This window comes from Streptomyces canus, from assembly GCF_030816965.1.
GTDB classification, from domain to species: Bacteria; Actinomycetota; Actinomycetes; order Streptomycetales; family Streptomycetaceae; genus Streptomyces; species Streptomyces canus_E.
In genome coordinates this window covers 2464883-2485222 of the sequence record NZ_JAUSYQ010000002.1, presented here as the reverse complement: position 1 = coordinate 2485222, position 20340 = coordinate 2464883, and the positions used below count along the sequence as shown (strand labels likewise).

Annotated in this window: 19 protein-coding genes; 10 read left to right on the top strand and 9 right to left on the bottom strand. The window is 69.6% G+C overall.

The features are described 5' to 3' along the window. The 4 genes from tpiA to pgi all read left to right on the top strand — a co-directional run bounded on the left by tpiA (position 1) and on the right by pgi (position 3570). The gene (gene tpiA / locus QF027_RS12445; RefSeq protein ID WP_307074500.1) at positions 1 to 777 is read left to right on the top strand and encodes a triose-phosphate isomerase; all 777 of its coding nucleotides are present in this window, start codon (positions 1 to 3) and stop codon (positions 775 to 777) included. Between the two features lie 102 nt (positions 778 to 879). Then, positions 880 to 1110 (top strand): preprotein translocase subunit SecG, encoded by a 231-nt coding sequence (gene secG, locus QF027_RS12440; RefSeq protein WP_020120079.1) that lies wholly within the window; start codon positions 880 to 882, stop codon positions 1108 to 1110. A gap of 214 nt (positions 1111 to 1324) precedes the next feature. Continuing rightward, positions 1325 to 1660 (top strand): RNA polymerase-binding protein RbpA, encoded by a 336-nt coding sequence (locus tag QF027_RS12435; protein WP_003957010.1) that lies wholly within the window; start codon positions 1325 to 1327, stop codon positions 1658 to 1660. A gap of 254 nt (positions 1661 to 1914) precedes the next feature. Next, complete coding sequence (gene pgi / locus QF027_RS12430; protein ID WP_307074499.1) at positions 1915 to 3570, top strand: glucose-6-phosphate isomerase; 1656 nt, start codon at positions 1915 to 1917, stop codon at positions 3568 to 3570. A gap of 65 nt (positions 3571 to 3635) precedes the next feature. Here pgi and pgl read toward each other — a convergent pair whose 3' ends face one another. From pgl to tkt, 5 genes are read right to left on the bottom strand one after another with little or no spacing between them, the layout of a single operon-like run. Beyond that, positions 3636 to 4418, bottom strand: a complete 783-nt coding sequence (pgl, locus tag QF027_RS12425) for a 6-phosphogluconolactonase (protein WP_307074497.1) — start codon at positions 4416 to 4418, stop codon at positions 3636 to 3638. Continuing rightward, on the bottom strand, positions 4415 to 5566 hold the full coding sequence (opcA, locus tag QF027_RS12420; RefSeq protein WP_307074494.1) for a glucose-6-phosphate dehydrogenase assembly protein OpcA: 1152 nt from the start codon (positions 5564 to 5566) through the stop codon (positions 4415 to 4417). The genes pgl and opcA overlap by 4 nt, the downstream gene beginning before the upstream one ends. Then, positions 5563 to 7086, bottom strand: coding sequence for a glucose-6-phosphate dehydrogenase (gene zwf / locus QF027_RS12415; protein ID WP_306983148.1), 1524 nt, complete (start codon positions 7084 to 7086; stop codon positions 5563 to 5565). Before zwf ends, opcA begins: the two co-directional genes overlap by 4 nt. Before the next feature lie 4 nt (positions 7087 to 7090). Next, positions 7091 to 8209 carry a transaldolase gene (tal, locus tag QF027_RS12410; RefSeq protein ID WP_307074492.1) on the bottom strand — a complete coding sequence of 373 codons (1119 nt, stop codon included), beginning with the start codon at positions 8207 to 8209 and terminating at the stop codon, positions 7091 to 7093. Between the two features lie 33 nt (positions 8210 to 8242). Next, entirely contained in the window at positions 8243 to 10330 is a 2088-nt protein-coding gene (gene tkt / locus QF027_RS12405) for a transketolase (RefSeq protein WP_307074490.1), read from the bottom strand. Between the two features lie 355 nt (positions 10331 to 10685). Between tkt and QF027_RS12400 the strand changes: the two genes are divergently transcribed. The 4 genes from QF027_RS12400 (at position 10686) to QF027_RS12385 (ending at position 14102) form a co-directional block, all read left to right on the top strand. Continuing rightward, positions 10686 to 11639 (top strand): heme o synthase, encoded by a 954-nt coding sequence (locus QF027_RS12400; protein WP_062038391.1) that lies wholly within the window; start codon positions 10686 to 10688, stop codon positions 11637 to 11639. Positions 11640 to 11683: 44 nt separating this feature from the next. Further along, positions 11684 to 12016 (top strand): hypothetical protein, encoded by a 333-nt coding sequence (locus tag QF027_RS12395; RefSeq protein ID WP_307074488.1) that lies wholly within the window; start codon positions 11684 to 11686, stop codon positions 12014 to 12016. A gap of 231 nt (positions 12017 to 12247) precedes the next feature. Further along, positions 12248 to 13354, top strand: coding sequence for an amidohydrolase family protein (locus tag QF027_RS12390; RefSeq protein WP_307074485.1), 1107 nt, complete (start codon positions 12248 to 12250; stop codon positions 13352 to 13354). Between the two features lie 19 nt (positions 13355 to 13373). Beyond that, the gene (locus QF027_RS12385) at positions 13374 to 14102 is read left to right on the top strand and encodes a nucleotidyltransferase domain-containing protein (RefSeq protein ID WP_307074483.1); all 729 of its coding nucleotides are present in this window, start codon (positions 13374 to 13376) and stop codon (positions 14100 to 14102) included. Here the strand turns inward: QF027_RS12385 and QF027_RS12380 are convergent. The 4 genes from QF027_RS12380 to QF027_RS12365 all read right to left on the bottom strand — a co-directional run bounded on the left by QF027_RS12380 (position 14057) and on the right by QF027_RS12365 (position 17963). Continuing rightward, a complete protein-coding gene (locus tag QF027_RS12380; protein ID WP_307074481.1) occupies positions 14057 to 15079 on the bottom strand; it encodes a COX15/CtaA family protein in 1023 nt (340 codons plus the stop codon). The genes QF027_RS12385 and QF027_RS12380 overlap by 46 nt on opposite strands. Before the next feature lie 37 nt (positions 15080 to 15116). Further along, a complete protein-coding gene (locus QF027_RS12375; RefSeq protein WP_307074479.1) occupies positions 15117 to 15887 on the bottom strand; it encodes an ABC transporter permease in 771 nt (256 codons plus the stop codon). 272 nt (positions 15888 to 16159) lie between these two features. After that, positions 16160 to 17083 (bottom strand): ABC transporter ATP-binding protein, encoded by a 924-nt coding sequence (locus tag QF027_RS12370; protein WP_306983167.1) that lies wholly within the window; start codon positions 17081 to 17083, stop codon positions 16160 to 16162. Positions 17084 to 17093: 10 nt separating this feature from the next. Further along, positions 17094 to 17963, bottom strand: coding sequence for an aminoglycoside N(3)-acetyltransferase (locus QF027_RS12365; RefSeq protein ID WP_307074477.1), 870 nt, complete (start codon positions 17961 to 17963; stop codon positions 17094 to 17096). 161 nt (positions 17964 to 18124) lie between these two features. On the opposite strand from QF027_RS12365, the gene QF027_RS12360 reads away from it, so the two are divergent. Then, a complete protein-coding gene (locus QF027_RS12360; protein WP_306983173.1) occupies positions 18125 to 18868 on the top strand; it encodes a helix-turn-helix transcriptional regulator in 744 nt (247 codons plus the stop codon). Beyond that, the gene (sufB, locus tag QF027_RS12355; protein ID WP_306983174.1) at positions 18865 to 20286 is read left to right on the top strand and encodes a Fe-S cluster assembly protein SufB; all 1422 of its coding nucleotides are present in this window, start codon (positions 18865 to 18867) and stop codon (positions 20284 to 20286) included. The genes QF027_RS12360 and sufB overlap by 4 nt, the downstream gene beginning before the upstream one ends. The last annotated feature ends 54 nt before the right edge of the window (positions 20287 to 20340 follow it).

The following is a 20340-nucleotide window of genomic DNA, read 5'->3' as shown; positions in this document are numbered from 1 at the left end:
ATGAGCACGCGCACGCCGATCATGGCGGGCAACTGGAAGATGAACCTCAACCACCTCGAGGCCATCGCCCACGTCCAGAAGCTCGCCTTCGCCCTCGCGGACAAGGACTACGAGGCCGTCGAGGTCGCCGTCCTGCCGCCCTTCACCGACCTGCGCTCCGTGCAGACCCTGGTCGACGGCGACAAGCTCAAGATCAAGTACGGCGCCCAGGACCTCTCGGCGCACGACTCCGGCGCCTACACCGGCGAGATCTCCGGCTCGATGCTGGCCAAGCTGAAGTGCACGTATGTGGCGATCGGCCACTCCGAGCGCCGTCAGTACCACGCGGAGACCGACGAGATCGTCAACGCCAAGGTCAAGGCGGCCTACAAGCACGGCCTCATCCCGATCCTGTGCGTCGGCGAGGAGCTGGACGTCCGCGAGGTGGGCAACCACGTCGCCCACACCCTCAGCCAGGTCGAGGGCGGCCTCAAGGACATCCCGGCCGAGCAGGCCGAGTCCGTCGTCATCGCCTACGAGCCGGTCTGGGCCATCGGCACCGGCAAGGTCTGCGGAGCGGAGGACGCCCAGGAGGTCTGTGCCGCCATCCGCGGCAAGATCGCCGAGCTGTACTCGCAGGAGCTGGCCGACCAGGTCCGCATCCAGTACGGCGGCTCCGTCAAGGCCGGCAACGTCGCCGAGATCATGGCGCAGGCCGACGTCGACGGGGCGCTCGTGGGCGGTGCGTCACTCGACGCCGACGAGTTCGTCAAGATCGTGCGCTTCCGGGACCAGTGAGTATGCGGTAAGCGGGATCCGTCGTACCCTTGCGGGGGCACTGCCGTGAGGCTGTGCCCCTGTCGTCCATCCAGATCCGAGGAAGTTGGTCCAGCCGTGGTTATGGGGTTCTCGATCGCCCTGATCGTCTTCAGCGGCCTGATGATGCTGCTGGTGCTCATGCACAAGGGCAAGGGCGGCGGCCTCTCCGACATGTTCGGTGGCGGTATGCAGTCCTCCGTCGGCGGGTCTTCGGTCGCCGAGCGCAACCTCGACCGGATCACCATCGTGGTCGGTCTGCTGTGGTTCGCGTGCATCATCGTGCTCGGTCTCCTCATGAAGACGAACAGCTGAGCGGCGACGCCACACACAGCACGTACATTCCGCACGTAAGGCCCCATGTTCGGTACGCGCAGCTGAGCGCGGCCTATCATGGGGCTTGCGTCTAGGTGTGGGGGCTGTAACTCCAACCACTGGACGCGCGTTGGGCCTTACGTAGACTGAGGCGCTCGCAACGAAGCGACACGCCGACTCGCTTCGCGGCACCATCACGCAGGGAGTTACGACCGTGGCAAGTGGCAACGCGATCCGAGGTAGCCGGGTCGGGGCGGGGCCGATGGGCGAAGCCGAGCGGGGCGAGTCCGCGCCCCGTCTGCGCATCTCCTTCTGGTGCTCCAACGGGCACGAGACGCAGCCCAGCTTCGCCAGCGACGCGCAGGTCCCCGATACCTGGGACTGCCCCCGCTGCGGCTTTCCCGCCGGACAGGACCGGGACAACCCGCCGGACCCACCGCGCACCGAGCCGTACAAGACGCACCTGGCGTATGTACGGGAGCGGCGCAGCGACGCCGACGGCGAGGCGATCCTCGCCGAGGCGCTCGCCAAACTGAGGGGCGAGATCTAGAGTCGACAGCCGGCCGGGACACCGAGAGGTGCCTGGCCGGAGCCGTTTCCCGGTCGGCTGACGCGCTGCGAGGGTTCGCTCTGCCCTGTTCGCGACGGCCTTCTTCGTCCTGTCCATCGCCTCGCTGATACTCGCGCTCCACGCGAACGTACCTGTTGGTGCGCCGGACGCCGACGCCACCACGGGTCGAGCGCCGCGCTGATCAACTAGGTTGGAACAGCTGGCACAGGCACGAAAGAAGGCTGAAGTCGGACATGAACGAAGACGGCCGTACCAGGCTCAACCGGACGCCCGAGTGGACCGCGCTGGCCGAGCACCGCGAAGAGCTCGGCGAGGTGCGGCTGAGGGAGCTGTTCGCCGCCGATGCCGGACGCGGCACCGCGTACACACTGCGGGTCGGCGACCTGTACGTCGACTACTCCAAGCACCTCGTCACCGACGAGACACTGCGGCTGCTGCGCGAACTCGCCGCCGCGACCGACGTCTTCGGCCTGCGGGACGCCATGTTCCGCGGCGAGAAGATCAACACGACCGAGGACCGGGCCGTGCTGCACACCGCCCTGCGTGCCCCGCGCGACGCGGTCATCGAGGTCGACGGGGAGAACGTCGTCCCGGGCGTGCACGCGGTGCTCGACAGGATGAGCGACTTCGCGGGCCGCGTCCGCTCCGGCGAGTGGACCGGCCACACCGGCAGGCGTATCAAGAACGTCGTCAACATCGGTATCGGCGGCTCCGACCTGGGCCCCGCGATGGCGTACGAGGTGCTGCGCGGCTTCACCGACCGCGACCTCACCGTCCGCTTCGTGTCGAACGTCGACGGCGCCGATCTGCATGAGGCCACCCGCGACCTGGACGCGGCCGAGACGCTGTTCGTCATCGCCTCGAAGACCTTCACCACGATCGAGACGATCACCAACGCCACCTCGGCGCGCGCGTGGCTGCTCGGTGAGCTGAAGGCGGATCAGGAGGCGGTCGCCCGGCACTTCGTGGCGCTGTCGACGAACGCCGAGAAGGTGGCGGACTTCGGCATCGACACGGCCAACATGTTCGAGTTCTGGGACTGGGTCGGCGGCCGCTACTCCTACGACTCGGCGATCGGTCTGTCGCTGATGATCGCCATCGGGCCCGACCGCTTCCGCGAGATGCTCGACGGCTTCCACCTCGTCGACGAACACTTCCGCACCGCCCCGGCCGAGTCCAACGTACCTTTGCTCCTTGGCCTGTTGGGCATCTGGTACGGCAACTTCCATGACGCGCAGTCGCATGCGGTGCTGCCGTACAGCCACTACCTGTCGAAGTTCACCGCGTATCTCCAGCAGCTGGACATGGAGTCCAACGGCAAGTCGGTGGACCGTGACGGCAACCCCGCGGAGTGGCAGACCGGGCCGGTGGTGTGGGGTACGCCCGGCACCAACGGGCAGCACGCCTACTACCAGCTCATTCACCAGGGCACCAAGCTCATCCCGGCGGACTTCATCGGCTTCGCCCGTCCGATCGACGAGCTGTCCGACGCCCTCAGGGCGCAGCACGACCTGCTGATGGCGAACTTCTTCGCCCAGACCCAGGCGCTGGCCTTCGGCAAGACTCCGGACGAGGTGCGTGCGGAGGGGGTGGCCGAGGAGCTGGTCCCGCACAAGACGTTCAAGGGCAACCACCCGACGACGACGATCCTGGCCCGCGAGCTGACCCCGTCGGTCCTCGGCCAGCTCATCGCGCTCTACGAACACAAGGTGTTCGTCCAGGGCGCGATCTGGGACATCGACTCCTTCGACCAGTGGGGCGTCGAGCTCGGCAAGGTCCTGGCCAAGCGCGTCGAGCCGGCACTCACCGAGGGCGCTGAGGTGCCGGGCCTGGACGCGTCCACGAAGGCCCTGGTGACGACGTACCGGGAGCTGCGCGGACGGCAGTGAGAACGCGGACGCCGGGCTCCTCCTGGGAGGGACCCGGCGTCCGACTGCCTTCTCGAAGGCGGCTGTTACGACGAAGCCGGCGGATACAGCGACCTCGGCAGCTGGGAGGCCGCCGCCGAGTCCAGCAGCCACAAAGTGCGGGCCCGGCCACGGGCCCCGGCCGCCGGCGCCTGGATCTCACCCGCGCCGAACAGGGCGATCGCCGCGGCCTGGGCCTTGTCCTCGCCGGCCGCCAGGAGCCAGACCTCACGGGCCGCGCGGATGGCGGGCAGCGTGAGGGTGACCCGGGTCGGCGGTGGCTTCGGGGCGCCGTGGACGCCGACGACCGTGCGCTCGGTCTCCCGTACCGCGGGGAGCTCCGGGAACAGGGACGCCACGTGGGTGTCCGGGCCCACGCCCAGCATCAGGACGTCGAAGGTCGGGACCGCGCCATGGTTCTCGGGACCGGCCGCACGGGCCAGCTCCTCGGCGTAGGCCGCCGCCGCGGCCTCGACGTCGTGCCCGTGGGGACCGTCCGACGCAGGCATGGCATGCACACGCTTCGGGTCCAGCGGTACGGCGTCCAGCAGGGCCTCGCGGGCCTGCGTGACGTTGCGCTCCGGATCGCCCTCGGGCAGGAAGCGCTCGTCGCCCCACCACAGGTCCAGACGGCTCCAGTCGACGGCGTCCCGGGCGGGCGCCGCGGCCAGCGCGGCGAGCAGGCCGTTGCCGTTGCGGCCGCCCGTGAGGACCACGGACGCCGAGCCCCGGGAGGCCTGTGCGTCCACGATCTTCGTGATCAGACGGGCCGCAGCGGCCTGGGCCATCAGCTCCTTGTCGTGGTGCACGACGAGCTGCGGGGTGCTCACTTCGCCGCCTTCCCGGACAGGCCGGAAGGGACCGGCTTCAGCGATGCCGACGGCGCCGCTTCCTCCCCGGAAGCTTTCGCAGGGCCCTGGACAGGGGCTTTGACGGCGACTTCCGCGGAGGCTCCGGCTGCGACCGGCTCCGCGGAGACGGAATATCCGGAGTCGGGTTCGCCGACGGCGGAGCCGGGTTCTCCTTTGGGAGCCGGTTCCGGAAAGGGCGCCGACGGGTTCAGCCGTTCCACCCCGAACCGCAGCGCGGAGGCGTACGTGTCGTCCGGGTCCAGCCGGCGCAGCTCCTCCGCGATCAGCTCGGCGGTGTCCCGGCGCTTGAGCGCCACCGCCCGGTCCGGCTGGCCCTGGATGGAGAGCGTGGCGAGCGAGCCGTCCGCGCGGTCCAGGACGATCGGACCGCTGTCCGTGTGCAGGCGTACGGCCGTGAGGCCCGGACCGCTCGACAGCGACCGCTTCACCGGCACGTCCAGCCGGTCCGCCAGCCACATCGCCAGCAGCTCGCAGCTCGGGTTGAACTCCTCGCCCTCCACCTCGACGGCGTCCACCTTGCAGGTGACCTGGTCGAGCGCGGCGGCCAGCATCGAGCGCCACGGCGTGATCCGGGTCCAGGACAGGTCGGTGTCGCCCGGGGTGTAGGTGTCGGCGCGCGCCGTCAGCTCGCGCACCGGCTGCTCGGAGGAGTAGGTGTCGGTGACCCGCCGCTGGGCGAGCGCCCCGAGCGGGTCCCCGGCCGGGTCGAGCGGTGCGTCCACCGGCCACCAGACGACGACCGGCGCGTCCGGCAGCAGCAGCGGAAGGACGACCGACTGGGCGTGGTCGACGACCTCGCCGTACAGCCGCAGCACCACCGTCTCGCCGGTGCCGGCGTCGGCGCCCACCCGCACCTCGGCGTCGAGGCGGGACTGGGTGCGGTCACGAGGACTCCTCGACACCCGCTTGATGACCACCAGCGTGCGCGAGGGGTGCTCGCGGGACGCGTCGTTGGCGGCCTTGAGGGCGTCGTAGGCGTTCTCCTCGTCCGTGACGATGACCAGCGTGAGCACCATGCCGACGGCCGGTGTGCCGATGGCCCGGCGGCCCTTGACCAGCTCCTTGTTGATCTTGCTGGCGGTGGTGTCCGTGAGGTCTGTCTTCATGGCCGGCGCCAGCTCCGTCCCTCTCGTGCGAGCATTTCGTCCGCCTCGACCGGGCCCCAGGTACCGGAGGGGTACTGGGCGGGCTTGCCGTGCGTGTCCCAGTACTCCTCGATCGGGTCGAGGATCTTCCAGGACAGCTCGACCTCCTCCGTGCGGGGGAAGAGGTTCGAGTCGCCGAGCAGGACGTCGAGGATCAGGCGCTCGTACGCCTCGGGCGAGGACTCCGTGAACGACTCGCCGTAGGCGAAGTCCATGGACACGTCCCGGATCTCCATCGAGGTGCCCGGCACCTTGGAGCCGAAGCGGACGGTGACGCCCTCGTCGGGCTGGACGCGGATGACGATCGCGTTGGAGCCGAGCTCCTCGGTGGCCGTCGTGTCGAAGGGGGAGTGCGGTGCCCGCTGGAAGACCACCGCGATCTCGGTGACCCGGCGGCCGAGCCGCTTGCCGGTGCGCAGGTAGAAGGGGACGCCCGCCCAGCGGCGGTTGTCGATCTCCACCTTGATGGCCGCGTACGTGTCGGTCTTGGACTGCGGGTCGATGCCGTCTTCCTGGAGGTAGCCGACCGCCTTCTCGCCGCCCTGCCAGCCCGCCGCGTACTGTCCGCGCACGGTGTCCCGGCCCAGGTCCTTCGGCAGCTTCACCGCGCCGAGCACTTTGGTCTTCTCGGCTGCCAGCGCGTCCGCGTCGAAGGAGGCGGGCTCCTCCATGGCCGTGAGGGCCAGGAGCTGGAGCAGGTGGTTCTGGATGACGTCACGGGCGGCGCCGATGCCGTCGTAGTAGCCGGCCCGGCCGCCGATGCCGATGTCCTCGGCCATCGTGATCTGCACGTGCTCCACGAAGGACCGGTTCCAGATCGGCTCGAACATCGTGTTGGCGAAGCGCAGCGCCAGGATGTTCTGGACGGTCTCCTTGCCCAGGTAGTGGTCGATGCGGAAGACCTGGTCCGGGGCGAAGACCTCCTCGACGGTCGCGTTGAGCTCCTCGGCCGACTTGAGGTTGTGGCCGAAGGGCTTCTCGATGACCGCGCGCCGCCAGGAGCCGCTCGACTGGTCGGCCAGCCGGTGCTTCTTCAGCTGCTGGATGACCACGGGGAAGGCGGACGGCGGCACGGACAGGTAGAAGGCGAAGTTGCCGCCGGTGCCCTGTGCCTTGTCGAGTTCGTCGATGGTGTCGCGCAGCCGCTCGAACGAGTCGTCGTCGTCGAAAGTGCCCTGGACGAAGCGCATCCCCTGGATGAGCTGCTGCCAGACCTCCTCGCGGAACGGTGTCCTGGCGTGCTCCTTGACGGCGTCGTGGACGACTTCCGCGAAGTCCTCGTTCTCCCAGTCCCGCCGGGCGAAGCCGACCAGCGAAAAGCCCGGTGGCAGCAGACCCCGGTTCGCGAGGTCGTACACGGCGGGCATGAGCTTCTTTCGTGACAAATCGCCCGTGACGCCGAAGATGACCAGGCCCGACGGCCCCGCGATACGCGGGAGCCGTCGGTCGGCGGGGTCACGCAGCGGGTTGCTGCTCGACAAGAGTTCAGCCCTCCGATGGGGCGAGGCGCTGAAGCTCCGCCTCGGTCGACTTGAGCAGGTCGTTCCACGACGCCTCGAACTTCTCGACGCCCTCGTCCTCCAGGAGCTGCACCACCTCGTCGTACGAGATACCGAGCTTCTCGACGGCGTCGAGTTCCGCACGGGCCTGCTCGTACGTACCGGCGACCGCGTTGCCGCGGATCTGGCCGTGGTCCTCGGTGGCGAACAGGGTCGCCTCCGGCATGGTGTTCACCGTGTTCGGCGCCACCAGCTCGTCGACGTACAGCGTGTCCTTGTAGGCCTTGTCCTTGACACCGGTCGAGGCCCACAGCGGACGCTGCTTGTTGGCGCCGGCGTTCTCCAGCTTCGACCAGCGCTCGCCCGAGAAGACCTCCTCGTACGCCTGGTAGGCGAGGCGCGCGTTGGCGACGCCGGCCTTGCCGCGGGCGGCCTTGGCCTCGTCGGTGCCGAGCGCGTCGATGCGCTTGTCGATCTCGGTGTCCACACGGGACACGAAGAAGGACGCCACGGAGTGGATCTTCGACAGGTCGAGACCCCGCTCCTTGGCCTTCTCCAGGCCGGCCAGGAAGGCGTCCATCACCTCGCGGTAGCGCTCGAGCGAGAAGATCAGCGTGACGTTGACGCTGATCCCGAGGCCGATGACCTCGGTGATCGCCGGGATGCCGGCGCGGGCGGCCGGGATCTTGATGAGGGTGTTGGGGCGGTCGACCAGCCAGGCGAGCTGCTTGGCCTCGGCGACCGTCGCCTTGGTGTTGTGCGCCAGGCGCGGGTCGACCTCGATCGACACGCGACCGTCCTGGCCACCCGTGGCGTCGAAGACCGGGCGCAGGATGTCGGCCGCGTCCCGGACGTCCGCCGTGGTGATCATGCGGATGGCCTCTTCGACCGTGACCTTGCGGGCGGCGAGGTCGGACAGCTGCTGGTCGTAGCCGTCGCCCTCGGAGATCGCCTTCTGGAAGATCGACGGGTTGGTGGTGACGCCCACGACGTGCTGCTGGTCGATCAGCTCGGCGAGGTTGCCGGACGTGATCCGCTTGCGCGACAGGTCGTCCAGCCAGATCGCCACGCCTTCCTCGGAGAGGCGCTTGAGTGCGTCTGTCATGGAATTACATCTCCTACGTGTCGTATGTGAGCGTCAGCGCTGGGCGGCGGCGAGAGATTCCCGCGCCTTCGCGGCCACGTTCTCGCCGGTGAAGCCGAACTCCTGGAAGAGGACCTTGCCGTCCGCGGAAGCACCGAAGTGCTCCAGGGAAACGATGCGACCGGCGTCCCCGACGTACTTGTGCCAGGTAAGGCCGATACCCGCCTCCACCGCGACACGGGCCCTCACGGCCGGGGGCAGGACGCTGTCCCGGTACCCCTGGTCCTGCTCCTCGAACCACTCCACGGACGGCATGGAGACGACGCGCGTCGGCACCCCGTCGGCCTCCAGCTGCTCGCGTGCCTCGACGGCCACGTGCACCTCGGAACCGGTGGCGATGAGGATGACCTCGGGCGTCCCGGTGGAGGCCTCGAACAGGACGTAACCGCCCTTGACGGCGTCCTCGTTGGGCTCGTACGTCGGCACGCCCTGACGGGTCAGCGCCAGGCCGTGCGGGGCACCCTTGCCGAACTCCTTGGTCCAGCGCTTGAGAATCTCGCGCCAGGCGATCGCCGTCTCGTTGGCGTCGGCCGGGCGGACCACGTTCAGGCCGGGGATCGCGCGCAGCGCGGCGATGTGCTCGACCGGCTGGTGCGTCGGTCCGTCCTCGCCGAGGCCGATGGAGTCGTGCGTCCACACGTACGTCACCGGCAGGTGCATCAACGCCGAGAGCCGGACGGCGTTGCGCATGTAGTCGGAGAAGACGAGGAACGTACCGCCGTAGATACGGGTGTTGCCGTGCAGCGCGATGCCGTTCATCTCCGCGGCCATGGAGTGCTCGCGGATGCCGAAGTGGATCGTGCGGCCGTACGGGTCCGCCTCCGGCAGCGGGTTGTCCGCCGGGAGGAACGAACTGTTCTTGTCGATCGTGGTGTTGTTCGAGCCCGCGAGGTCGGCGGAGCCGCCCCACAGCTCGGGGATGACCGCGCCGAGGGCCTGGAGGACCTTGCCGGACGCGGCACGCGTGGCGACACCCTTGCCGGGCTCGAAGACCGGAATCGCCGACTCCCAGTCCTTGGGCAGCTCACCCGCGGCGATGCGGTCGAACTCGGCCGCGCGCTCGGAGTTGTTGTTCCGCCACTCCTGGAAGGACTTCTCCCACTCGGCCCTGGCCTGACGGCCGCGCTCCAGCGCCTGGCGGGTGTGGTCGATGACCTCGTCCGCGACCTCGAAGGACTGCTCCGGGTCGAAGCCCAGCACCCGCTTGGTCGCCGCGACCTCGTCGTCGCCGAGCGCCGAGCCGTGCGCGGCTTCGGTGTTCTGGGCGTTCGGGGCGGGCCAGGCGATGATCGAGCGCATCGCGATGAAGGACGGCTTGTCCGTCACCTGCTTCGCGGCCTCGATCGCGTTGTAGATCGCGTGCGGGTCGATGTCGCCGTCCGGCTTCGGGGCGACGCGCTGCACGTGCCAGCCGTACGCCTCGTAGCGCTTGACGGTGTCCTCGGAGACGGCCGTCTCGGTGTCGCCCTCGATCGAGATGTGGTTGTCGTCCCACAGCAGGATGAGGTTGCCGAGCTTCTGGTGACCGGCCATCGAGGACGCCTCGGCGGAGATGCCCTCCTGGAGGCAGCCGTCACCGGCGATGGCGAAGACGAAGTGGTCGAAGGGGGAGGTGCCCTCGGGGGCCTCCGGGTCGAACAGACCGCGCTCGTAGCGGGCGGCCATCGCCATGCCGACGGCGTTGGCGACACCCTGGCCGAGCGGACCGGTGGTCGTCTCGACGCCCTTGGTGTGGCCGTACTCCGGGTGGCCCGGGGTCTTCGAGCCCCAGGTGCGGAACGCCTTCAGGTCGTCCAGCTCCAGGCCGAAACCGGCCAGGTACAGCTGGGTGTACAGGGTCAGGGACGAATGGCCGGCGGACAGCACGAAGCGGTCGCGCCCGACCCAGTCGGGGTCGGCCGGGTCGTGCCGCATCACCTTCTGGAAGAGGGTGTAGGCGGCGGGAGCCAGGCTCATCGCCGTACCGGGATGGCCGTTGCCGACCTTCTGTACGGCGTCGGCGGCCAGGACGCGGGCGGTGTCCACGGCCCGCTGGTCCAGCTCGGTCCACTCGAGGTCTGTGGTGGTCGGCTTGGTGCTCACCCTGGGTCAGGGCTCCTCTCCACATGTCACGCATGTCGAAATGCCGGTGCACGGGACGCCCGGCCGTTGTCGAGCCTACCCCCGCAAGTACGTGCGTTTTTTCGAGTCATTCCAGACTGCCGGGCCGGGCGGGGATCCGCCTCCCGACTGGCCCGTACCGGCATTCGGCAAGTGAATACGCAGCCGCTCGTACGAGTGCTCAACCGAGTGACGCCGAGCTCTTCCGGGGCCGTCCTCGGACACGACTCGACCCCCGCGAATGCCCGGGTATGGGCAACGTCTACAGTGGCGTGGTACGCGCGAGCCTTTACCGGGACTTCACACGGGTGAGGCTTGCTGGGATGTCTCTGTAGGGGTGTGCGTGACGGCCGTCGAATCCCGTCCAGCGGGTGTGCTCGGTGCGAGCCAGAGCCCGGTTCACCGGCCGTTCGGGGCCCGTGTCAAGGCGTTCGTGGCGCTGACCAAGCCGCGGATCATCGAGCTGCTGCTGATCACCACCGTTCCGGTGATGTTCCTGGCGCAGCAGGGTGTGCCGGACCTGAAGCTGGTCCTGCTCACCTGCGTCGGCGGCTACCTCTCGGCAGGCGGCGCCAACGCGCTCAACATGTACATCGACCGCGACATCGACGCCCTGATGGACCGCACCTCGCAGCGTCCACTGGTGACCGGCATGGTGTCGCCGCGCGAGTGTCTGGCCTTCGGCATCACGCTGGCGGTCGTCTCGACGCTCCTGTTCGGACTCGCCGTCAACTGGCTGAGCGCCTGGCTCTCCCTCGGCGCGCTCCTCTTCTACGTCGTCGTCTACACGATGATCCTCAAGCGCCGTACCTCGCAGAACATCGTGTGGGGCGGCATCGCCGGCTGCCTGCCGGTCCTCATCGGCTGGTCGTCCGTCACGAACTCCATGTCGTGGGCGCCGATCATCCTCTTCCTGGTCATGTTCTTCTGGACGCCGCCGCACTACTGGCCGCTGTCCATGAAGGTCCGCGAGGACTACGCGCGCGTGGGCGTGCCGATGCTGCCGGTCGTCGCCTCCAACAAGGTGGTCGCCAGGCAGATCGTCATCTACAGCTGGGTGATGGTCGCGGTCTCGCTGCTGCTGACGCCGCTCGGCTACACCGGCTGGTTCTACACCGCGGTCGCGCTGCTCGCGGGCGGCTTCTGGCTGTGGGAGGCGCACGGGCTGCAGAACCGCGCCAAGGCCGAGGTGACGGGCGCGAAGCTCAAGGAGATGCGGCTGTTCCACTGGTCGATCACCTATGTGTCGATCCTCTTCCTCGCGGTGGCGGTCGACCCCTTCCTGAGGTAAGGGTCACGTCGCCGTTCCCCCTACCCGTCGGTAGCATCCTGGTCATGGCAGACACGCAGCAGGTTGACGCGAAGGCCGAGCGCAAGGCCGCCCGGCTCGCCAAGCAGATCAGCGCCTTCTCCAAGGAGCACGGCGGCGCCGAGGGACAGCTGGCCTACATCGGTGAGCGCGGCACCCGGATCGTCCTCGTCGGCGAGGACGGCGGTTGGGGCGACCTGGTGGCCCCCTCGTACGAGATCGCCGAGAAGGCCGTCGAGAAGTCCGGCATCACGGTCCACGAGGACTTCGACGGCGAGTTCGCCGCGAAGGTGAGGACGGGGCCGTACGAGTGGACCCGGATGGCGGGCATCCAGGTCGGCGGACCGAGCAACGGCTGATCAGACGCGCCCCGAAGGGTCGCGGGGCTGCTTCGACGTGCGGCCCGCCGCGTGGGCGCGATCAGCCACGACGGGCCCGCAGTCGCGGACGGCCGGTGTCATCCCTCGCGGTGGGCGAGACGGTTCAGCCCGCGGAGCGCTTCGCACGGGGTGTGTGACACCAACACCTGATGCCCGGTTCACCCGTTAGGACCTGTGAGCAGCGACACGGTCCAGCAACGGGGAGCCCGGATGATCGAAACGCCGTCCCTCGTGGACCAGTACTGCCACGGCGTACTGAGGACGGAGCTGGGTCTCGGCACCTTCGAGACCCAGCTGGCCCGCACCGAGGGCCCGCCCGCCCCGGGGACCACGCTGTTCGACACCCAGACGGGTTTCGCCGTACGACGATGGTGCCCGCCCCTGCTCGGCCTGGAACCGCACTGTCCGCCCGCCCGCTATCTGGCCCGGCGCCGGGAACTGGGTGTGCTGGAAGCGGGCCGCAGGCTGCTGCGCGGCAGTGGAATCACGACCTATCTGGTCGACACCGGGCTGCCCGGCGACCTCACGGGACCCACCGAGCTGGCCTCCGCCGCGGCCGCCGAGGCCCGCGAGATCGTGCGCCTGGAGCTCCTCGCCGAACAGGTCGCCGACACCTCCGGCACCGTGGAGTCTTTCCTCGCCAACCTCGCCGAGTCGGTGCACGGAGCCGCCGCGAGCGCGGTCGCCTTCACGTCGGTGGCGGGGGTACGGCACGGCCTGGCGCTCGCGCCCGAGCCACCGGGGCCGGGAGAGGTGCGGGGCGCGGCGGGCCGGTGGCTGGCGGGTCGCCGGGTGGGCGGCGAACTGTCCGACCCCGTTCTCCTACGGCACCTGCTGTGGATCGCGGCCGCCTCGGGCCTGCCCCTCCAGCTGCACGCCGGGCTCGGCGAACCGAGAGTGCGCATCGACCGCACCGATCCGGTCCTGCTCACCGACTTCGTCCGGGCCACCGCGGGTCTCGGCACCGACCTCGTCCTGCTGCACAGCTACCCCTACCACCGGCACGCCGCCCATCTCGCCGGCGTCTTCCCGCACGTCTACGCCGACTCCGGAGCCGCCCTCGTCCGCACCGGCGCCCGCGCGGCGACCGTCCTCGCGGAGATCCTGGAACTGGCCCCCTTCGGCAAGATCGTCTTTTCCAGCGGAGCCCACAGCCTGCCCGAACTGCATGTCGTGGGCGCCCGCCTGTTCCGCGAGGCACTGGCTCGGGTGCTGGGTGGCTGGGTCGCCGAGGGGTCCTGGTCGCCGGCGGACGCGCAGCGGGTGGCGGGGCTGATCGCGGCGGGGAACGCGCGCAGGGTGTACAGGCTGGAGTGAGCTGTACAGGATGGGGCGCATGCAGACCGAGGTGTTACTGGACCGCTTCCTGACCGGGCTCGCCCCGCTCGCCCCCGTCGCCGTCTGGGCCCACGGCTCCCTCGCGGGCGGCGACTACCAGGAGGGCCGCAGCGACCTGGACCTGATCGCCGTCCTGCCCTCGCTGACGCCCCGCACGGTCTGGCGGCTGGCGAAGACGCACGCCCGGCTGCGGGCCGAGCCGCTGGCCGGGCAACTGCACTGCACCTACCTGACGCCTGCGGCCGGCATGGGGCGCCGCCACCTCACCTGGGCGCACGAGGAGCTCTTCAAGCGGCCGGTCACCCCGGTGACCCGGCGCGAACTGCACAGCTTCGGGCGGGTGCTGCTGGGGAAACCTCCCGCGGAACTGCTGCCGCCGGTATCGGACCGCGAGCTCACCGACTTCGTCGTCCGTGACCAGCGCGACTTCTGGCGCCCGGCCCTCGACACCGCCCCGCTGTGGACCAGGGACGTGTGGGTCGACCTGGGGCTGCTGACCTTCGCCCGCGCGAGCGTCACCCTGCGGGAGGGGCGACTGATCAGCAAACGCGAGGCGCTCGAACTGCTGCCGGGACTCGGGGCGCCCGTGGAGGTCGTCGAGGACATCCGGGGGCGGCGCTACGGCGATGTCCCGCCCGCTGCCGAGGGGTGGACGCAGCGCCGGGCCGAGCTGACGCGGACCTACCTGGGCCCGGCGATCGACGAACTGGTGGGCGCGTACGACTGAGCCGGGACCTCGGCCGCCTCACCCTCGGACCGCTCCCGCAGGGCCAGCAGGACACGCAGGACCGCGATCCACACCAGGGCCGAGCCGAGCATGTGCAGGCCGACCAGGAACTCGGGCAGGTCGGTGAAGTACTGGACGTAGCCGATGACGCCCTGGGAGAGGAGGACCAGGAAGAGGTCGCGGGTGCGGTGCAGGGGGCCCTTGGGGGCGTCGACCGCCTTGAGGATGAACCACAGGGCGAAGGTCAGCGACACCACGATCCAGGCCAGGACCGCGTGCGCCTTGGCCACCGTCTCCCAGTCCAGCGGCATCCGCTCGACCTCGCTGGAGTCACCGGCGTGCGGTCCGGCGCCGGTCACGACGGTGCCAACGAGGATCAGCAGAGCGGCGGCCGCGACCAGGAACCACACCAGCTGCTGCACCGGCTTGCCGACCAGCGGGCGGGGTGCCGTGTCGCCCTCGCGGGTGCGCTGCCACATCACCGCGGCGACCGTGATCAGGGCCGTCGTCGCCACGAAGTGGGCCGCGACGGTGTACGGGTTGAGACCCACGAGGACCACGATGCCGCCGAGGATCGCGTTGCTCATCACGATCCAGAACTGCGCCCAGCCCAGCCGGTTCAGGCTGCGCCGGTACGGCTTCTCGGAGCGCGCGGCGATGATCGCCCATCCGACGGCGGCGCACAGCACATAGGTGAGCATCCGGTTGCCGAACTCGATGGCACCGTGCACCCCCATCGCGCGGGTCGCGGTCAGCGAGTCGTCCGTGCACGTGGGCCAGGTCGGGCACCCGAGCCCCGACCCGGTCAGCCGCACCGCACCGCCGGTGACCACGATGACCACCGCCATGACGAGCGCGGCGAGAGCAGCCCGCTGAACCGTCCGGGGAGTCGGGGTCCAGCGTGCGGCGATGAAGGCGAGCGGGTTGCGGACGGCCGCTACGGCGTCGGCGCGGGTCAGGTTCGGCACGCGTTCCATCGTAGGGGGCCGCTTGTGCATACGTTCACGAGGGCCCCTACTCCCAGCGGAAGAAGCGTCCGGCCAGGGCCAGACCCGCCACGGCCCACACCGCCAGGATCCCCAGGTCGCCCCACGGCATCCCGGCGCCGTGCTGCAACACGTCCCGCAGGCCGTCCGACAGGGCCGTGATCGGCAGCAGGCTCAGTACGTCCTGGGTACCTGAAGGGAACTTGGACAGGGGGACCATCACTCCGCCGCCCACCAGCAGCAGGAGGAAGACCAGGTTCGCCGCGGCCAGGGTCGCCTCCGCCTTCAGGGTGCCTGCCATCAGGAGGCCGAGGCCCGAGAACGCCGCCGTGCCCAGGATCAGCAGGAGCAGCACGGACAACGGGTTGCCGTGCGGGGACCAGCCCAGCGCGAAGGCGATCACCGTCAGGAGGATCACCTGGAGGATCTCCGTCACCAGGACCGACGCCGTTTTCGCCGTCATCAGGCCCCAGCGGGGGAGCGGGGAGGAGGCCAAGCGCTTCAGGACGCCGTATCGGCGTTCGAAGCCGGTCGCGATCGCCTGGCCCGTGAAGGCCGTCGACATGACCGCGAGGGCCAGGACGCCGGGGGTGAGGAAGTCCACCGCCTTGCCCTCGGCCGTGTCGATGATGTCCACCGAGCTGAACAGGACCAGAACCAGGGTCGGGATCACCACCGTCAGCAGGAGCTGTTCGCCGTTGCGCAGGAGCATCTTCGTCTCCAGGACCGCCTGGGTCGCGATCATGCGTCCCAGCGGTGCCGCGCCCGGCTTCGGGGTGTACATACCGGTGGCCGTCACGCGCGCAGCTCCTTGCCCGTGAGTTCGAGGCTGTGTCTTCCCGGGGGATGACCCCCGGACCCCCAGCAGGTCCTTGTGCGGGCCGGCATCATGAGCGCAGCTCCTTGCCCGTGAGTTCGAGGCTGTGTCTTCCCGGGGGATGACCCCCGGACCCCCAGCAGGTCCTTGTGCGGGCCGGCATCATGAGCGCAGCTCCTTGCCCGTGAGTTCGAGGCTGTGCCTTCCCGGGGGATGACCCCCGGACCCCCAGCAGGTCCTTGTGCGGGCCGGCATCATGAGCGCAGCTCCTTGCCCGTGAGTTCGAGGAAGACGTCTTCCAGGGTGTGCCGTTCCACCGAGATCTTCTCCGGCATCACGCCGTGCTGGGCGCACCAGGACGTCACCGTCGCCAGCAGTTGCGGGTTGACCTTGCCGACCACCCGGTAGGAGCCGGGGGTCAGTTCGGCGGCCGTGCAGTCGGCGGGGAGCGCCTTGAGGAGGGACCCCACGTCGAGCCCGGGGCGGCCCATGAAGCGCAGGGTGTTCTCGGCGCCGCCCCTGCACAGCTCCTCCGGGGTGCCCTGGGCGATGACCCGGCCGCCGTCGATGATCGCCACGTCGTCGGCGAGCTGCTCGGCCTCGTCCATGTAGTGCGTGGTGAGGATGACCGAGACGCCGTCCGCGCGCAGGTCGCGGACCAGGTCCCAGGTCGAGCGGCGGGCCTGTGGGTCCAGGCCGGCGGTGGGTTCGTCCAGGAAGACCAGTTCCGGGCGGCCGACCACGGCCATGGCGAGCGCCAGCCGCTGCTGCTGGCCGCCGGAGAGGCGCCGGTACGTCGTCCTGCCGCAGCTGCCGAGGCCCAGGCGCTCGATCAGCGCGTCCACGTCGAGCGGGTGCGCGTGGAGCCTGGCCACGTGCCGCAGCATCTCGTCGGCCCGGGCGCCCGAGTACACGCCCCCGGACTGCAGCATCACGCCGATCCTCGGGTGCAGCTCACGGGCCTGCCGCACCGGGTCGAGGCCCAGGACCCGTACCGTGCCGGAGTCCGGCTGCCGGTATCCCTCGCAGGTCTCGACCGTCGTCGTCTTGCCCGCGCCGTTCGGCCCGAGTACGGCGGTCACGCCCGCCCGGGCCACCAGGTCGAGGCCGTCCACGGCGGTCTTCGTGCCGTACCGCTTCACCAGGGCGTGGACCTGGACCACGGGCTCACTTCGCATGGGCCCGAGTCTAGGTTCGCCGCCCGCGCCGCAGACGGGCGGGTGCAGGATCTCCACCCGGATCTCCACCCAGGGCGGCCTGGGGGATGTCCTCCCATGACCGGTGCAGCGTCAGCCACCGCTGCGCGTACCGCACGGCGTCCGCCACCGGGAACAGCCGGGCGTCAGCCGCGCCCACGTTTCCGCGTACGACGACGGCCCGGTCGCGCTCGAAGTCGTGGCCCAGTTCGTCGAAGCGGTCCGAGGTGATCGAGACCTCCGTCACCACCTCCCACCCGTTCGGTCCCGGGCGGCCGACCCTCACCAGCGGGGCCGGGACGCGGTACTCGGCGAGATGGAAGCTCGTGCAGGTGTCGTAGCCCGCGCCGAGAAGCAGCACGCGCGCGTGGAGGTCCTCGAGGCGGGCCAGAGGGCTGTGCTCGCCGAGGCGGCAGTCGAGGGCGTGGCCGTCCAGGACCGCGTGCGCGCGGGGGCCTGTCGCCGCGAAGGAGGTCTGCGGGTGCGCGCTGCGCCGGGCGCCCGGCCAGGTGCGCACCGTCTCCGGGATCACCCCGACCCCGCGCGAGGGCGTGACGAGGGGGTCGTAGGCGGGCATGGCCGTCCGGATCGTGTCCCACCACTCCTCGGGCACCGGCGGATTGCTCCACACCGCCGGGTCGGAGAGGTCGCCGGTCTGGGTGGGGACCACGAGGGTGCCGTCCGGGCCGAGGGCGTCGAGCAGTCCCTGGACCACCGCGACCGCGCCCCCGCAGACCCAGCCGAGGGCGCTCAGGGAGGAGTGCACGAGGAGGATCTCGCCGCTGCGGACACCCAGCTCGCGCAGCTCCCCCGCGAGGGTGTCGCGGGTGACAAGTGGGCCGGTGGGAGGTGGTTTCGGCATGGTTCCGGAGTGTCCCTGACAGGGCCCCGACATGCCACCGGTTTGATCGATCAAAGATCGTTCTCCCAGGTCAGGTTAGGGGTGCCTAAGTGATGCAGGGCACCGTCCATCGATCGGGACGCGGCTTGCCCGGTCCTGAGGAATTACGCAACAATGGCGTTGTGAAAAACGTCGGCGAGGCTCGGGAGACCCCCACGGGGGCCCCTCAGGAGGAGCTCGCGACCGGTGAGCGGTCCACCCGCAACCGCGTCGCGCGATCCATCCTGGACCACGGGCCGTCGACCGTTGCCGAGCTGGCCGGCCGACTGGGCCTGACCCATGCGGCCGTACGGCGCCATCTGGACGCCCTGGCGGCCGACGAGGTCGTGGAGGCGCGGGAGCAGCGGGTGTACGGCGCACGGACGCGCGGCCGTCCCGCAAAGGTCTTCGCGCTCACCGACTGCGGCCGGGACGCCTTCGACCAGTCGTACGACAAGCTCGCCGCGGACGCCCTGAGCTGGATCCAGGAGCGGTTCGGCGGGGACGAGGCGGTCGTCGCCTTCGCACGCGCGAGGATCGCCGCGCAGGCCGAGGAATACCGCAAGGCCGTCGAGTCCGCCGCCCCCGAGGAGCGCACAGAAGCCCTGGCCAAGGCCCTGAGCGCGGACGGGTACGCTGCTACGGCGCGCAGCGCACCGGTCGGCGAGCAGCTCTGCCAGCACCACTGCCCGGTGGCCCATGTCGCGGAGAAGTTCCCCCAGCTCTGTGATGCGGAGACCGAGATCTTCTCCCAGCTGCTCGGAACGCACGTCCAGCGACTGGCGACCATCGCGCACGGCGACGGCGTCTGCACGACGTTCATCCCCAAGATTTCCCACATGACTGACAACGCATCTGCAAGCACGGCCGGGAGGAACCCCGCATGACTCTCCCCACGGAGACTGCCCACCCCGAGCTCGAGGGCCTGGGCAAGTACGAATACGGCTGGGCCGACTCCGACACGGCCGGCGCCTCTGCCAAGCGCGGCATCAACGAGGACGTCGTCCGCGACATCTCCGCGAAGAAGAACGAGCCGGAGTGGATGACCAAGCTCCGCCTCAAGGGTCTGCGCCTGTTCGACAAGAAGCCCATGCCGAACTGGGGCTCGGACCTCTCCGGCATCGACTTCGACAACATCAAGTACTTCGTGCGCTCCACGGAGAAGCAGGCGGAGTCCTGGGAGGACCTGCCCGAGGACATCAAGAACACGTACGACAAGCTCGGCATCCCCGAGGCGGAGAAGCAGCGCCTCGTCGCCGGTGTCGCGGCCCAGTACGAGTCCGAGGTCGTCTACCACCAGATCCGCGAGGACCTGGAGGAGCAGGGCGTCATCTTCCTCGACACGGACACCGCGCTGAAGGAGCACCCGGAGCTCTTCAAGGAGTACTTCGGCACCGTCATCCCGGTCGGCGACAACAAGTTCGCGTCGCTGAACACCGCCGTGTGGTCAGGCGGCTCCTTCATCTACGTGCCGAAGGGCGTGCACGTCGAGATCCCGCTCCAGGCCTACTTCCGCATCAACACGGAGAACATGGGCCAGTTCGAGCGGACCCTGATCATCGTCGACGAGGGCGCCTACGTGCACTACGTCGAGGGTTGTACGGCGCCGATCTACAAGTCGGACTCGCTGCACAGCGCCGTGGTCGAGATCATCGTCAAGAAGAACGCCCGCTGCCGCTACACGACCATCCAGAACTGGTCGAACAACGTCTACAACCTGGTCACCAAGCGCGCCGTGGCGTACGAGGGCGCGACCATGGAGTGGATCGACGGCAACATCGGCTCCAAGGTGACGATGAAGTACCCGGCCGTCTACCTGATGGGCGAGCACGCCAAGGGCGAGACCCTCTCCATCGCCTTCGCGGGCGAGGGGCAGCACCAGGACGCCGGCTCCAAGATGGTCCACATGGCGCCGAACACCTCCTCCAACATCGTCTCCAAGTCGGTGGCGCGTGGTGGCGGTCGTACGTCCTACCGTGGTCTCGTCGAGATCGGCGAGGGCGCCCACGGCTCCAAGTCGAACGTGCTGTGCGACGCGCTGCTCGTCGACACCATCTCCCGCTCCGACACGTACCCGTACGTGGACGTCCGCGAGGACGACGTGTCCATGGGCCACGAGGCGACCGTCTCCAAGGTCTCCGAGGACCAGCTCTTCTACCTGATGAGCCGTGGTCTGAGCGAGTTCGAGGCGATGGCGATGATCGTGCGCGGCTTCGTCGAGCCCATCGCGAAGGAGCTGCCGATGGAGTACGCGCTGGAGCTCAACCGGCTGATCGAGCTGCAGATGGAAGGCGCGGTCGGCTGACGCCCGCCCCCTTTCGGATACAGCTAGCGAAACTGACGTAGGAAGAGAGCAGAC

What these genes read in the sequence shown, in the direction of transcription:
- tpiA (WP_307074500.1), top strand. Translation starts at nt 1, where the DNA reads ATGAGCACGCGCACGCCGATCATGGCGGGCAACTGGAAGATGAACCTC.
- secG (WP_020120079.1), top strand. Translation starts at nt 880, where the DNA reads ATGGGGTTCTCGATCGCCCTGATCGTCTTCAGCGGCCTGATGATGCTG.
- pgi (WP_307074499.1), top strand. Translation starts at nt 1,915, where the DNA reads ATGAACGAAGACGGCCGTACCAGGCTCAACCGGACGCCCGAGTGGACC.
- opcA (WP_307074494.1), bottom strand. Translation starts at nt 5,566, where the DNA reads ATGAAGACAGACCTCACGGACACCACCGCCAGCAAGATCAACAAGGAG.
- tal (WP_307074492.1), bottom strand. Translation starts at nt 8,209, where the DNA reads ATGACAGACGCACTCAAGCGCCTCTCCGAGGAAGGCGTGGCGATCTGG.
- QF027_RS12395 (WP_307074488.1), top strand. Translation starts at nt 11,684, where the DNA reads ATGGCAGACACGCAGCAGGTTGACGCGAAGGCCGAGCGCAAGGCCGCC.
- QF027_RS12390 (WP_307074485.1), top strand. Translation starts at nt 12,248, where the DNA reads ATGATCGAAACGCCGTCCCTCGTGGACCAGTACTGCCACGGCGTACTG.
- QF027_RS12385 (WP_307074483.1), top strand. Translation starts at nt 13,374, where the DNA reads ATGCAGACCGAGGTGTTACTGGACCGCTTCCTGACCGGGCTCGCCCCG.
- QF027_RS12380 (WP_307074481.1), bottom strand. Translation starts at nt 15,079, where the DNA reads ATGGAACGCGTGCCGAACCTGACCCGCGCCGACGCCGTAGCGGCCGTC.
- QF027_RS12370 (WP_306983167.1), bottom strand. Translation starts at nt 17,083, where the DNA reads ATGCGAAGTGAGCCCGTGGTCCAGGTCCACGCCCTGGTGAAGCGGTAC.
- QF027_RS12365 (WP_307074477.1), bottom strand. Translation starts at nt 17,963, where the DNA reads ATGCCGAAACCACCTCCCACCGGCCCACTTGTCACCCGCGACACCCTC.
- sufB (WP_306983174.1), top strand. Translation starts at nt 18,865, where the DNA reads ATGACTCTCCCCACGGAGACTGCCCACCCCGAGCTCGAGGGCCTGGGC.